Origin of the sequence: Collinsella sp. AF08-23 (assembly GCF_003479805.1) — a bacterium.
GTDB lineage: Bacteria > Actinomycetota > Coriobacteriia > Coriobacteriales > Coriobacteriaceae > Collinsella.
This window is the reverse complement of record NZ_QUHV01000013.1, coordinates 38,675-53,458: the sequence shown is the minus strand read 5'-3', so window position 1 is coordinate 53,458 and position 14,784 is coordinate 38,675. Positions and strand designations below refer to the sequence as shown.

Annotated in this window: 10 protein-coding genes; 3 read left to right on the top strand and 7 right to left on the bottom strand. The window is 64.9% G+C overall.

Annotation, left to right across the window (positions count from 1 at the left end; translation table 11 throughout):
- Positions 1-74 precede the first annotated feature (74 nt).
- The 5 genes from DWV48_RS07755 to DWV48_RS07735 form a co-directional block, all read right to left on the bottom strand.
- The gene (locus DWV48_RS07755; protein ID WP_118654240.1) at positions 75-1,526 is read right to left on the bottom strand and encodes a PTS transporter subunit EIIC; all 1,452 of its coding nucleotides are present in this window, start codon (positions 1,524-1,526) and stop codon (positions 75-77) included.
- Positions 1,527-1,898: 372 nt separating this feature from the next.
- Positions 1,899-2,738: a PRD domain-containing protein gene (locus DWV48_RS07750; RefSeq protein WP_118654239.1), complete on the bottom strand. Its 840-nt coding sequence runs from the start codon at positions 2,736-2,738 to the stop codon at positions 1,899-1,901.
- Positions 2,739-2,798: 60 nt separating this feature from the next.
- Positions 2,799-3,728 (bottom strand): class I SAM-dependent methyltransferase, encoded by a 930-nt coding sequence (locus DWV48_RS07745; RefSeq protein ID WP_233546233.1) that lies wholly within the window; start codon positions 3,726-3,728, stop codon positions 2,799-2,801.
- A gap of 14 nt (positions 3,729-3,742) precedes the next feature.
- A complete protein-coding gene (locus tag DWV48_RS07740; RefSeq protein WP_118654238.1) occupies positions 3,743-4,789 on the bottom strand; it encodes a hypothetical protein in 1,047 nt (348 codons plus the stop codon).
- Positions 4,790-5,049: 260 nt separating this feature from the next.
- On the bottom strand, positions 5,050-6,081 hold the full coding sequence (locus tag DWV48_RS07735) for a 3-deoxy-7-phosphoheptulonate synthase (protein ID WP_118654237.1): 1,032 nt from the start codon (positions 6,079-6,081) through the stop codon (positions 5,050-5,052).
- A gap of 395 nt (positions 6,082-6,476) precedes the next feature.
- Between DWV48_RS07735 and DWV48_RS07730 the strand changes: the two genes are divergently transcribed.
- Positions 6,477-6,875, top strand: a complete 399-nt coding sequence (locus DWV48_RS07730; protein ID WP_118654236.1) for a hypothetical protein — start codon at positions 6,477-6,479, stop codon at positions 6,873-6,875.
- Positions 6,876-6,881: 6 nt separating this feature from the next.
- Here the strand turns inward: DWV48_RS07730 and DWV48_RS07725 are convergent, their stop codons facing one another.
- Complete coding sequence (locus DWV48_RS07725; protein ID WP_233546232.1) at positions 6,882-7,730, bottom strand: type III pantothenate kinase; 849 nt, start codon at positions 7,728-7,730, stop codon at positions 6,882-6,884.
- A 90-nt stretch (positions 7,731-7,820) separates the two neighbouring features.
- On the opposite strand from DWV48_RS07725, the gene DWV48_RS07720 reads away from it, so the two are divergent.
- Entirely contained in the window at positions 7,821-9,530 is a 1,710-nt protein-coding gene (locus tag DWV48_RS07720; RefSeq protein WP_118654235.1) for an OPT/YSL family transporter, read from the top strand.
- A gap of 570 nt (positions 9,531-10,100) precedes the next feature.
- Entirely contained in the window at positions 10,101-11,714 is a 1,614-nt protein-coding gene (locus DWV48_RS07715) for an alpha-amylase family glycosyl hydrolase (RefSeq protein WP_118654234.1), read from the top strand.
- Between the two features lie 361 nt (positions 11,715-12,075).
- Here DWV48_RS07715 and DWV48_RS07710 read toward each other — a convergent pair whose 3' ends face one another.
- Positions 12,076-14,592 carry a Tex family protein gene (locus DWV48_RS07710; protein ID WP_294158850.1) on the bottom strand — a complete coding sequence of 839 codons (2,517 nt, stop codon included), beginning with the start codon at positions 14,590-14,592 and terminating at the stop codon, positions 12,076-12,078.
- Positions 14,593-14,784: the final 192 nt, after the last annotated feature.

Genomic DNA, 14,784 nt, shown 5'->3' with positions numbered 1-14,784 from the left:
ATAACGACCTTCCAGCGCAAATCTTCATGCGGCGATGCGGGCGAATGGGCTCGCAAAGCATCGGTCCGCCTACCTTACAGCTTGGCTGCTGCGGCCGCCTCGGCATCCTCGGCGAGCTGCTCCTTGGTGAAGCCGAAGAAGTAGGTGACCGCTGCGGCGACCGCGAACGCCACCAGGGAAGAGACGACGCCCATCGTGAAGTTGCCGGTGCCGCCCGCAACGAACCCGACGACCCCCAGAATGTTCGTCGCCCCGAGAACGTAGGTCGTCACGTTGAAGAACGCAGCGAGGGCACCGCCCACGGCGCCGCCGACCACCATGCCCGCCAAAGCGCGCATGTACTTGAATCCGCATCCATACAAAGCGGGTTCAGTGACGCCGCCCACGATGCCGGAAAGGGCGTAGCCGAGACAGGCGCCCTTCTCGTCCTTCTCCTTCAGCCTCATGAATGCACCGAATGCCATGCCCCAAGTCGCGAACTGGGCGATTCCGCCCGCGACCATCACGCAAGAATCCGAGCCCGCGGTAAGCAGCTGCGTGATGCCGAGCGTCAGCAGAACCTGATGCATGCCCGTCATCACGAGGAACTCCCAGAAGGCGGCGATGACCACGAGCGACAGCATGGTGACCACGCCGCCGGTGTTCCCAAGCCCAAACATGACGGTGCCCAGCGCCCCGCCGAGTACGGAACCGATGGGCGCAAGCGCGCAAAGCGAAACGGGAATCATGACCGCCATGGTGAGGAAGGGCACGAATACGGTCGCGAGCATGTCGGGGACGATCTTCTTGAAGAACTTCTCAACCTGCCACATGACCGGGACGCACAAGATGACCGGCAGAACCGTGCTCGAGTAGTTGTTGAGAGCGGCGGGTATGCCGTACACCGACGTGGTGGTCGCCCCGGTCTCGGCGGCAGATGCCACGAGATCCATGAGCTCGGGCGCGATCAAAACGCCGCCCAGCATCATTCCCAGCTGAGGGGAGGCGCCCAGCTGCTTGGCGGCGGACCAACCGAGGAATATGGGCATGAAATAGAAGCCCGCGTTATAGAGCCAGTTGTTGAACAGGAGGTACTCCTGGCTGTCAGCGGCCCACATGTTCAGCATCCCGGGACCCATCAGCACGGCGATCGTGCGGAACATCGCGGCGCTGAGCATGATCGGGATGAGAGAGATCATGGACTTGGACAGGTAATTGAGCACCGCCCCGCCCGCCCCCTTGAGCGTAAAGGGCCGCTTCTCCCCGTCGAGGCTCTCGTCGACGCTGCCGCCGCCATCGACCCCGAGCTTGATGGCCTCGGCGTATACCTTCGGCACGTTCTGGCCGATGATCACCTGATACTGACCGCCGGACCACTGCGCGCCCAGCACGCCCTTGATGCCCTTGATCCGGGCGTCGTTGGGGACCGACTGGTCCTTGAGGTTGAGGCGCAAACGCGTCATGCAGTGCGTGGCGCTCGTGACGTTCTCGGCTCCGCCGACGGCCGCAAGGACCTCCTCGGCGATTTTCCTGTTATCGACTGCCATCGTCTTTCCTTCCCACAGATATGGCGTACAGCGTAGCGTGTGCGACCTCCCGGGGCCACGTGCGCATCATGGCGTCCCGCATTCGCGTTCCGAAGCGTTGATCGTGTTGTGGGAAAAGCGGTGCACTCGATCCCTCGGCATGAAAAAACGCCCCGAAGCATTACGCGACAGCACGCTTATCCAAGCGCGCCATCTTGGTAATGCCCTGCGGAGCGAGCCGTAGGTAGCACCCAATACGCGACAAACTATATCGAAGACAGGGACCGGGGTCTCGAAAATCGCGCCAAGAAGCCGCGAACGGTAGCTAACGGGCGGTGAGCGGTACCGACGCACCGCCGAATGGACGCCGCCGCGGACGGCCGCCTCAAGGCGTTACGCCACCCCCGACGTCACGCCGATAATCCGGTTGACGTGGAGGATGAGGTAGATGAGCTCCTCGCGCGTCAGCTCCGCATCGAATGAGCGGGAAATGAGCCCCGCTATGCGCCGGGCGCACGCCACGACTTCGGGATACTGCTCCTCGAGCACCTCGTACAGGCCGAGGTTCTCAGACTCGACGGGCTTGCCCTTCGCGATGCGGTCCAGCAGGTAGCGCAGATGCGTGGTGAAGCGCGTGTAGGCGAACGAGCTTTGGTCGACCTTGACGCCCATGTCGGCCTCGACGATCTGGACGATGCCTGCGAGCAGGCGGTCCGTGCGCTCGCTCAGCTCCGCGGTGCGGGCACTGCTCCCCACGGCGGAGCTCACGATGGACAGGGCGATGCCCGCCGCCTCGCCTTTTGGCATGCGGACGCCAAAGGTGCGCTGAATGCCCTTGAGCGCGATCTCGGCCAGGCGATACTCGACGGGATGCGCCTGCTCGACATCAACCGCGAGCGGCATGGAGACGACCATGTGCTCGCGGGCGCGCTTGATGGCGAACTGGATGTGGTCCGCGAGCGTGATGGGCAGGTTGGAGCTGAGCTCATAGGAGAGCTGCTGCGTCACGATGTCGGCGAACTGGGCGGAAAACTCCAGGATATCCGGATCGACCTCGTCGATGAACGAGAGGTACTTGGGGTCCACGCCGTAAAACGTGCGTTTCACGTCCTTGAGCGAGACCTCGCGCGGCATGTCGCCGAACCCCACGCCGCGGCCCAGGGCGATCAGCTGGCGCCCGCTGCCGTCCACGCAGATGGCGGCGTTGTTGTTGATGCGCTTGATGGCTCGCATTGACCGGACTCCCCCTCGGGCATCGTCATCGACTCAGATACGCTGATTATACGAGGTGCGTCAGCGCGGAGGGACGATGCAGTCGTAACGCACCGCCTTGCCCGCGATGCTGTGGCTGGGCTTGACGCCCGCGAGGTGCGGGCCCTTGACGGGGCGCTTGACCACGATCTTGCGCGGGCGCGCGGCAAGGGCGGCCCGCAGGAGGGCGTCCTCGTCCAACGGATCCGCGGGGCGCTCGAGCCCGTGAATGAGCTGGAACTTCTTCTTGACCGCAGCGCTCTTGGTGCGCCCGGGGAACATCGGATCGAGGTACACCACATCGGGCCGGGCACCGGGGTCCTGTGCCCCCTCGGCGGCGAGCGCCGCCAGCGTATCGCGGCTGTCACCCTCCACCAGGCGCATGCGGGCGACGATCGGGGCCAGCGACGGGTCCCGCGCGGCGCGCGCGAGCGCATCGGCCAGCAAGGCGGCGATCACGGGGTCCGCCTCGCAAAGCGTCACCTCGAAACCGGCGGCAGCGAGCAAAAACGAGTCCTCACCCAACCCGGCGGTCGCGTCCACGGCGCGCGGGTGCTCGACGCCCTTGATGCGCGCGGCCTTGACCAGCATCTCGCGCTGGAGGGCGCCGGGCTTGATGCGGGGCAGCATCTCGGCGAAATCCGGCATGAGCTCCATGCCGTCGCGCGCAAGGGCGAGGCCCGCGCGCGAGACCTTGAGGCATAGCCGGCCGGCCGGCGACGCGGGACCGGCCGAGCACCCCGTCAGCGGTGCGCCCAGGTGCGCCGCGAGGGTCTCGGCCTCGGAACGGAGCGCGTCGTCCCCGCACACGACCGTGATCGCCGATGCGTCCACGCGGGGCACGCCGTCGGCCTGACCGGCCGCCGCCAGCGCGTCCACGCGGGGCGCATCATCGATCCGGCTTGCCGCCGTCAGCCCCATGCGGGCCGCGCCCTCCGTCGGCCGCCCGCCCGAAGCCTCGGCTTCGTCCACGCGGAGCCGCCCCGTCATGCGCGGTCGCCGCCCTTGAACGCGCCGGACACGCGACGACGCACCTTGCGCGGGCTGAGCGCGGAGGCTGTCGCAGGAATGTCGATGTTCACGCCCAACAGAATCTTGGCGACCCAGAAGTAGAACAGCAGCACAAGAATTGGAATCAAGCACGAGGTCACGAGCATAACCGCCAGCGACTCGATGAACTGGTTGAGCGACTCCTGCGCACCTTCGACGGCACTCGAGATCCCGCCCGTCACCGTGTCGATAGCGTCTTGGAAGAAGCCGAGGATACCGCCCTCGTTTTGCTTCTCATCGCTCTTCTCCGCCTCGGCAGCGCCCTCGGCCAGCGTTTCCGCCGACTCGATGGACTCCTGCATGGAGGTCTGATACGTGGCGTCGATCCGGTTGGTCACCCATGAGCTCGTGGGGATCGCCAACAGCAGAACGGCACCGAGAACCGCCAGCTTGGCACCAATACCCAGGGGGATCTTCACCCAAGGGCTGCGCCCCCACTGCCACACCACGGCGATGCCGAACAGCGCCGCGATGGGAAATGCGAGCCCCAGCGCCGCAGCGCTGAAGATGGCGATGAGGTACTTCTCGAGGAAGAGCGCCGCGAGCACGATGAGAAAGCCCGTGCTGAGGTCCATGAGCTTGTCGGCGATGGGCGATCCCGCATCGCCAGGGATGGCGGAGATGAGAGCCGAAGCGCCCGCCGAACCCGCCGTGAGCGTGAGCACGTTGTCAATCTTTTCGTCGATCGTGGCAATCACATCAGCGTGTGCCGATGGCGACGAGAAATGCGGCAGGAGAATGAACCAGCACACGAGCGCAGCGACGATGAGGGCCGCCGTGATAATCCAACGTGTACGGTCGGGCATCGATGCACCGGGAAGTGCCGCGGCGCCCGATGGATCCCCGACATCCATGAATGCGGCGTCCCGAGACTCACCATCGGGGTACCCCTCGTCAAAACCCCGATCAACCTCGACATACCCATACTTGTCCAGCTCACGCGTGCGGTCGCGGTCCGTGCCGCGGCGATCGAGTCCGTTCATATGCGCCTCGCAATCGTGCGGCCAAGTCCGATTCGCGCCCGAGGGGGCGCGGACGCTCGGCCGGTACAGAGCCCGGCAACCAAACCATGCCGCGCTGCCAAATCTCTGCTGCCATTTTAGCAGTCGCCCCGCCTCCATCGGGAAGCGGGGCGACTCAGGCGGCGAAGATGCGACGCGGACGGCGTTACGCGCAGACCGGGACGCCGACCGTAGCCGCGATGCTACGCGCGGGCAGGAGCGTTACGTGCAGATGGACGGCATTACGCGCGCTCGGCGATGTCGAGCACGAACTGCTCGGTCTTCTCCCAACCGATGCACGGGTCGGTAATCGACTTGCCGTACACGCCGCCGTCGACGGGCTGGTTGCCGTCCTCCAGGTAGCTTTCCACCATAAAGCCGCGGACGATACCGTCGATGGTCTCGTTGCGGCGGCAGGAGTCGAGCACCTCCTTGGCGATGCGCAGCTGCTCGAGCGGGCGCTTGCCGGAGTTGTCGTGGTTGCAGTCCACCACCACACCGGGGTTGGCGTAGCCGGCCTCCTCGGTATAGCGCTCGGCCAGACGCTCGAGGTGCTCGTAATGGTAATTGGGGTAGGTGCGCCCGTCGAGGCCGATGTAGCCGCGCAGCACGGCGTGGGCCAGCGGGTTGCCGGGGGTATCGACCTCCCAGTTGCGGTAGATGAAGCCCTGCTCGGCCTGGGCGGCGTAGATGGAGTTGAGCATGACGCTCGTGGAGCCCGCGGTGGGGTTCTTCATGCCCACCGGCACCGAAATGCCGGACGCCACCAAACGGTGTTCCTGGTTCTCCACCGAGCGGGCACCCACGGCGACATAGGACAGCAGGTCGACCAAGTACTGATAGTTCGTGGGGTAGAGCATCTCATCGGCGGTGAAGAAGCCGGTCTCCTCGATCACGCGCAGGTGCATGCGGCGGATGGCCTTGACACCCTCGAGCAGGTCGTCGCCGGCCTCCGGGTCGGGATTGTGCAACAGGCCCTTGTAGCCGGTGCCCTTGGTGCGCGGCTTGTTGGTGTAGACGCGCGGGATGATGAGCAAGCGCTCGCGGACGCGCTCCTGCAACTCGGCCAAGCGGGTCATGTAGTCGAGCACGGAGTCCTCGCGATCGGCAGAACAGGGGCCGATGATGAGTACGCGGCGGCTGTCCTCGCCGCGAAAGATGGCGGCAACTTCGGCGTCGAATGCACGCTTGGCCTCGACGAGGTCGGCGCGCAGGGGCATCTCCTCGCGGATGTCCTTGGGTATGGGCAGTAGGCGCTTGAAGTGCATGGCCATAAGAGCTCCTTACGGGTTGAGCGGCGGTCGGGGTGCGTCGAGCGGGCACATGGCAGGTCGGATGCTGCGCGATGCTTGGCGATCCGGGTCAACGCAAGCTCGACAAGACCGACAGGCCACGGACGCGACGCATTTTTTCGTAGGGGAGATTATCGCTCACGACGCACAGCGCCCAGGGCGTTGGTCAAACGATTTAACCTGCGCGTCATATGTGCCATACGCGCATCTCAAGGCACAAATGCCCGTGAAGCTCATGCGCGTTCATCTATGATGTGGTGTAGAGGATTGTCTTCCACATCTTCATTCGATCTCGAGCATCGGCGCGTTCGACATCGAATTACCGTCTATGATACCGAGATACAGCACCCAACCCAAGCTAGAGATGGGATCCGAGCATGGGAGACCGAGAAGACACTCAGCGCCGCACAATCGGACCGCTTGGCATTGGAGCCGCCCTGTTTGCAGCATGCGTCGTTTTAATCCCCCTTGTTTTCCTCAGGATTCCCGTAAACAGCAGCTCATCTCATCTGTCGAGCGCAACGGGCATAATTCGTTCTATCGACATCGAAAGATCCCGAGCTTCAATAGAATTGACCGACCATGATCCTGCCGAGTTTCCGTTCCGCGATGAACCCGTTTTATTCGAGGTGCCGGAAGGCCATCTTGGACAAGAAGGTTTTGAGGTCGGAGACCCCGTCGATGCGACCTTTTTCTACACAAGCCCGCCCAAAGAACCGCTTGAATGCGTTGCGATGGAAATAGCCACGGATCTCAATTCTGCGTCTGTCACCTAATTGAAGCTAGCGTCGATTCGCGCGCCAAATGAGGTGCAGACCGCGCAGGGTGAGGGCCTCGTCGACGGTGGCCTCGTGGGCGATGAGGGCAGCGACGCGCGCCGCGCCGTCGCCCGTAATCACCACGGGGGCATCACAGCCGAGCTCGCCCATCACGGCGTCAAGGAGGCCGTCGATGCGCGCCGCCTCGCCCAGCACCACACCTGACTGCATGGCCGCACGCGTGCTGCGGCCGATAACCCGCTCGGGCGCACGCAACTCGATCATCGGCAGACGCGCGGCGGCAGACGTGAGCGACCGGGCGCCCAGGGCCACGCCGGGCGCGATGATGCCGCCCGCGAACGCGCCCGACTCGTCCACGACCTCGATGTTGGTCGTCGTGCCTAGATCGACCACCACAACGGGCGCCCCATAGGCCTCGCGTGCCGCCACGGCGTCCGCCACGCGATCGGAGCCCACCTCAGCTGGATCGTCATAACGCATGCGGATACCGGTTTTAATACCCGGACCGACGACATAGGGACGCGTGCCGCACAATTTGCCCAACGCGATGTCCCACACGTCGCTCAAACTGGGCACCACGCACGACAGAATCGCAAAGCCGGGCTCGGGCGCGTCGAGCATGTCGATCGCACGGGCAGCATGGGCCCACGCCTCGTCCGCCGTGCACGATGCGGGCGTGGTGATCTCCCACGTGCCCATCAGCCGGTCCTCGACGAATACGCCGAACTTGGTCACGGTGTTGCCCACGTCGACCGCGAGCAGACAACCCTCGGCAAACGCGGGGCGAACAGACGTCGACTCCTCGATAAAACCCTCGCTGGCACCCATGACGCCCTCCAAGTTCTCGAGCATTTTTTCCTCTTTCGAGCTTACACTATAGCGGTCCTAATGCCGTAACCCGACTCTCCAATGAGGGAGAGCGGATATACGAGGGAGATCAAATTGAATCGAACGAACGAGCGCGCGCCTCGGCGCGGGCAAATCAGCGTTGCCGGTGTCATCATCGGCTGCATCGGCTGCGTCATCATCACGGCTTCGTCGGTCTACACCGCACTGAAGATGGGAGCGCTGCCGTGGCCCACCATCTTCACCTCCATTACCGCCCTGGTGCTCCTGCGAGCCCTCGGCCGCACGAGCCTCAGCGAGGCGAACGTCACCCAAATCATCATGTCGGCAGGCTCCATGGTCGCTGGTGGCCTGGCCTTCACCATCCCCGGCATCTGGATGCTCGGCATGGGCGATAAGGCCGGCTGGGTCGAGATGCTCGCCGTGGCTCTGGCGGGCACACTGCTCGGCCTGGTGTGCACGGCACTGATTAGGCAGAGGTTCGTCGAGGAATCCGACCTCGAGTACCCCATCGGCACCGCCGCCGCCGAGACCCTCATGGCGAGCCGTGCAGGCGGTGCCACGGGCAGGAAACTGTTCGGATCCATGGCGGCAGCGGGACTGTGGTGCGCGCTGCGCGACCTGGCGGGCGTGATTCCCTCCATGCTGCTCGCCCTGCCCATTCCCGGCGTGTCGTTCGGCATCTACAACTCCCCCATGCTGCTCTCCGTGGGCTTTCTGGTGGGAGGTGCCGCCGTGGCGTTCTGGTTCGCCGGTGGACTTATCGCGAACTTCGGCATCATCGTGGGCGGCAGCACCGCGGGGCTCTGGGACGTGGCAAGCGCGCAGGGCATCGTGTCGAGCCTTGGCATGGGTCTCATGATGGGTTCGGGCCTCGGCGTCGTCGTGCACGACATCCTGCCCAAGGCCGCGCGTGCCTGGAGAGGAACGCGTGGGCATCGGGGTGCGGCCGAGACGGATGCCGGTGCGACGTCCGGGGCAGGCGGCGTCACGCCGCGCGACCGCGGTGTCCTCGCCCTGTTCGTCGCGGCGGCGGCGCTTCTTATCTGCTTTGGCCTCGGCCTCTCCCCAATCGTCTGCATCGCGGTCGTGGCGCTCGCATTCGTGACCACCATCATGAGTGCCCAGTCGGTCGGACAGACCGGAATCGACCCCATGGAGATCTTCGGCCTCATCGTGCTACTCGCCGTCGCCGCCCTGGGCGAGACCAACCAGGTCAAGCTGCTCTTCGTCGCCGGCGTGGTAGCCGTTGCGTGCGGCCTTGCGGGCGACGTCATGAGCGACTTCAAGACCGGGCACATCCTGGGCACCAGTCCGCGCGCCATGTGGATCGGCCAGGCCATCGGGGCCCTGCTCGGCACGGTGATAGCCGTAGCGGTGATGGTGGCGCTGCTGTCCGCATACGGCCCTGAGTCCTTCGGGCCGGGCAAGCTGTTTGTTTCCGCTCAGGCAAGCGTGGTCGCCACCATGGTTTCGGGCATCCCCAGCGTGGGCGCGTTCGTCATCGGACTTGTAGGCGGCGTGGCCCTGCACTGCCTGGGCATCCCCGCCATGATGCTCGGCCTCGGTGTGTACCTGCCGTTCTATATGACCATATCCGCCGCACTCGGCGCATGCGTCAAGTGGGCATACGACCGCCTCTCCGCGCGGAGCGCCGGTAAGACAGGCACTGGTACGGTCGATAACGCGAAGGAAACCACACACGACGAATCTGGCATCATCGTCGCCTCCGGTGTGCTTGGCGGCGAGTCGATTGTGGGCGTGATCATTGCACTCATGTCCGTCGCGGGGGGACTCTTCGGGTAAATCCGCGAACGAAGATGCAGGGGCGGCGCGGATTGCGGGCGCGGGCTTTATGTGCACGCATCCGTACCAAGTCCCCAAGCGCACAGTCGCTCCGCTCTTCGCACTGGGCGTCATTCTCTTCATAGGTCATGCCATCATGGGACGACTCTAGGTATTGGACAAAGAGAACGCGGTAAAGAAAACGCGGCGGCATCTCTCTTCTGCAATGTGAGTCTCTTCTGCAATGTGAGAAACCATAGGTTTGAAAAACCGCACCGGATTTCAAACCCATGATAAATCACATTACCAACCCCATTTATGTGAGAAATCATGGGTTTGAAACGTTAAGCCAGTTACAATCCCATGGTTTCTCACATTTTTCAACCAGCCGCTCGGATTCAACAGCGGATACACGCATCCTGCCGCAATCGGCTGCGAGCCCCCGTCTGCGAGGTGCCCACTTCCGCAGCAGCTGAACCGCCTACCGAGCCACTCGCCTGCAAATGCCCGCCACGCGGTATGCTGAGACCTGCGCCCTCTTGGCACCTCCGTCGGCGCAACACTCGACCACGCTTTCCGAGGGGCCTTGTCATGTGGGTTTTCGACACAACGCTCTACCAGATGTATCCGCTGGGCATGCTTGACTGCCCATTCGACGCGCCCGCCGTCGACGACGCCGAGGGCCAAGAGCGCGAACGCTCCCTGCACCGCGTGCGCTCGCTCATCGAATGGGCCCCGTACCTGGGAAAGCTCGGCGTGGGCGCCATTCTGCTCAACCCCGTCTTTGCCAGCGACTCGCACGGCTATAACACGCGTGACCTGCGCGAAATCGACTACCGGCTGGGCACGAACGAGGACTTCGCCCGCGTGGTCGACGCTCTACACGCATGCGGCGTCCGCGTGATACTCGACGCCGTGTTCAACCACGTAGGGCGCAACTTCTGGGCGTTCCGGGATGTGCGCGAGCGCCGCTGGGACTCGCCGTACAAGGACTGGTTCAACATCAGCTTCGACGGCGACACGCACTTCGGTGACGGATTTTGGTATGAGGGCTGGGAGGGCAACCAGGACCTCGTCAAGCTCAACCTACGCAACCCCGAGGTCGTCGACTACCTCCTCGATGCGGTGCGCATGTGGAAGCGCGAGCTGGGCGTGGACGGACTGCGACTGGACGTGGCCTATAGCCTCGACCACGATTTCGTGAAGCAACTACGCGGGCTCGCGGACGAACTGGGCGCCGAACCGCGCTTTGACGGCGCCGCGGGCGACGGGTTTCCGCTCATCGGCGAGGTACTGCACGGTGACTACAACCTCATCGTGAACGATGAGATGCTCAACTCCTGCACGAACTACGAGTGCTACAAGGGGCTGTATTCGAGCTTCAACTCCATGAACATGTTCGAGATCGCCCACTCTCTGCACCGCCAGTTCGGCGGCGACCCGTGGTGCATCTACCGCGGCAAGCACCTGGTGAATTTCGCCGACAACCACGACGTCTCGCGCCTTGCGAGCATCCTCACCGAGAAGCGCCACCTCGCTCCGGCATACGGTGTCTTGTTCGGCATGCCGGGTATCCCGTGCCTGTATTACGGTAGCGAGTGGGGGCAGCTGGGAACCAAGGGCATCGGGTACCTAGCAGACGTGGAGCTGAGGCCCGCCATCGGCGCGCCCGCGGCCGAGGCGCTCGACGCCCCGGTCGCCGGATGGGACGGCGGCACGGGCCCCAACGAGCTCACCGCGTTCATCAACCGTCTCAACCACGTGCGCCGCGAGTCGCGGGCGCTCTGCCACGGAGACTACCGCAACGTGATCATCACCAACAAGCAGCTGCTGTTCGAGCGTTGCGTCGGTGCGGCGGACGGGGCGGCGGCCGAGCATGTGCTCGTGGCCGTGAATGCGGATGACGCGCCGTTCACTTTCAACGATGGCTGCCTACAAGGATCATTCGATGTCCTCGTCTCGTGCGAGGCGAGCTCCCCAACTGCGAGCGCCGCACCGTCCGCGACCTCACCCGACACACGTCCTGAGCACGATGGCGAACAACCCGCAACCGGGGCAGACGTGCGCCCCGAGCCCAATACCGGGCAACACGCAGCCGCGGCCGAGGACGATGCGCACCCCGAGCCTAGCGCTAACGCCAGGCTCGACCTTCACGGGACGCTGGAAATCCCGCCCTTCGGCATTTTGTACCTCCGTCAAGCGTAAAGAGCGGCGCGTCGAGCAACGAAGCGACCCTTGGAAAAACGAAGTTGAGCTTTTTCGTATCGATTCAAGAGAAGGCGAAGTATACCGTTCCCTTTGACTCATAAAAGCGCAGGTCAAAGTCGATCGAAAATGCCTTGTACTCGCGAATTCCGATTTCCGATACGAAAAAGCTCGAGAACCCATCTGCGAGGCCCGGAATTGCGGCGGAACGCGAGCATCTAGCGTGCGGCAACGCACGCAACGCGCAGCCAGGGATGGCGCACCCGCGTCAGGCACGCAAAATGCGCCCGCCCCCAACGCGCCACGCGTTTCCAATGTGCAAAAATGCGCGTGCCCCCCAAATGCCACATGTCGCTAAACCCTACCGATCCATACGCCCCTCGACCATGGTGAGGGAGATCTTCTTGCGAGCGCGGTCCACGCCGGTGACCCACACGGTCACGGTGTCGCCCACGGCGACGACCTCGCTCGGGTGCTTCACGAAGCGGCTCGCCAACTTGGAGATGTGCACCAGACCGTCCTGATGCACGCCGATGTCCACGAAGGCGCCGAAGTCCACCACGTTGCGCACGGTGCCCTTGAGCTCCATGCCAACCTCGAGGTCCTCGATGCTGCGCGCCGCCTGGGAGAACACGACCTCCGGGGCGTCGTCGCGCGGGTCGCGGCCGGGCTTCTCGAGCTCCGCCACGATGTCGCGCAGGGTGGGGACACCGCAGCCGAGCTCGGCCGCGACCGCACCCAAGTTGCCGATCTTTGAGCCGATGCCCGGTACGCCACCGGCGGCGAGCGCACTCGGCGCAACACCCGCGCGGCGCAGCAGCTCGCCCGCGATCTCATAGCTCTCGGGGTGCACGCTCGTGGCGTCGAGCGGGTTCTTGCCGCCCGTGATGCGCATGAAGCCCGCCGCGTTGAGATAGGCCTTGGGTCCGAGCTTGGGGACCTTCTTGAGCTGGCGACGATCGGTGAACGCGCCGTTCTCCTCGCGATAGGCGACGATGTTCTTGGCGACCGCCGGCGTGATGCCCGAGACGTACCCCAGTAGGCTCGCGCTCGCAGTGTTCACGTCGACGCCCACGCGGTTGACCACATTCTCGACCACGTTGCCCAAAGCGCGTCCGAGCTCACCCTGGTCGAGGTCGTGCTGGTACTGGCCAACGCCGATGGACTGCGGCGGGATCTTGACCAGTTCCGCCAACGGGTCCTGCAGGCGGCGGCCCAGGCTCATCGCGCCGCGCGTGGTCACGTCGAGGTCGGGGCACTCCTCGCTCGCCAGCTTGGAGGCCGAGTACACCGACGCGCCCGCCTCGTTCACGATGGTGTAGCGCAGCTCGGGCGCGGACTCGGCGATGAACGCCGCCACGACCTCCTCGGTCTCGCGGCTCGCCGTGCCGTTGCCCACCACGATGGTGTTGACGCGGTGCTTGCGCGTGAGGCGCAGCAGCTCGCGCTTGGTGCCCGCGACATCGCGTCGCGGCGGCGTGGGGTACAAGATCGTGTGGTCGAGGAGCTTGCCGTACTCGTCCAGCACGGCGACCTTGCAGCCCGCCCGGTAACCGGGGTCGAGCGCGATCACGCGGGCACCGCGGACGGGACGCTGCTGCAGCAAGCCCTCGGTGTTCTTGGCAAAGACCTTGATGGCGTCCTCCTGCGCGCGCATGGTGAGGTCCACGCGCAGCTCGCGCTCGAGCGAGGGTGCCATGAGGCGCTTGTATCCGTCGGCGATGGCGGCGTCGAGCTCCCCCGCGAACGGCCCGCGACGACGCGGGTACCGGCGCTGCAGGCGCTCGGCCGCGGCCTCACCGTCCACGCGCACGCGCACGCGCAGCTTGCCCTCACGCTCACCGCGGTTGATGGCGAGGATGCGATGGTTGGGGATGGAGCGCGCGGCCTCGGAGAACTCGTAATAGGGCTCGTACGCGGTCTTCTCGTCCGCATCGACGGCCTCCGACTCGATGGCGGCCGTCTTATGCGTGTACTCGCGCAGGTCCGCCGTGTTCTCGGGATCCTCCGCCACGAGCTCCGCCACGATGTCGCGCGCGCCGGCGAGCGCCGCCTCCGCCGTGGCGAAGCCGCCCTCGGCGTTGACGTAGCCCGCGGCCGCCGCGAGCGGACCCTCCCCCTGCACGGGCTGCATGAGAATGAGGTTCGCGAGCGGCTCGAGGCCTGCATCGCGCGCCTTCGACGCGCGGGTGGCGCGCTTTTTACGAAACGGCTTGTAGAGGTCCTCCACGCGCTGCAACGTCGGCGCCTCTTCGATGCTCGAGCGCAGCTCGTCCGTAAGCTTGCCCTGGCCGTCGATCACCGCGATGACGTCGGACTTGCGCTGCTCGAGGTTGCGCAGGTAGGACAGGCGGTCGTCGAGCGCACGCAGCGCGACGTCATCCATACCGCCCGTGGCCTCCTTGCGGTAGCGGGCGATGAACGGAATCGTCGCGCCCTCATCGATGAGGGAAATGACCGCCTCGACGCGCGCGACCGGCTGCCCCAGCTCGGCGGCGAGCGCGGACACGATGCGTCTGTTCATGGCGGCGATGTCCTCCGAGGTGGGTTCTGCGCGCCGCGCTGCCGGGGCATCCGCCAAGTCATCGGCCGTGAGGGAGCCTGCGGAACCAAAGGGGCGCATCGCGCCCGCCGTTCTTGCAGCCGATGCAGCAAGCGCTGCGGGCGCGACGGATGTAGCGGGCGCGACGGCAGGGCGCGCCCCAATCGATGATTCGGGCGCAACGCCGGACCCAGACGGCATTGGGACAGGCTCGGCTTGCCCCGAATCAACCTGCGCGGTGGCGACCACATCCTTGCGCACGCCGCTCCCTTCGGGGCTCAGCGCGGCGACCATGTTCATGATGGCGGCAACATCGACGTTGTTGGAATCTGCCATACGACAACTCTCCCATCAAAATCGGTTAGGCACTCCATCCTACCCGACCGCATGGACAGCACACGCAATCACTATGCACCGAGCGGCGTCCCGCAACCGCTCGGCGCATCGGACCATTCTGTCCGACGCGCCGAAACGCCTCGCCCACGCATCGAGCCACTTCACCCATGTGTGCACACGCCTATCCATGCG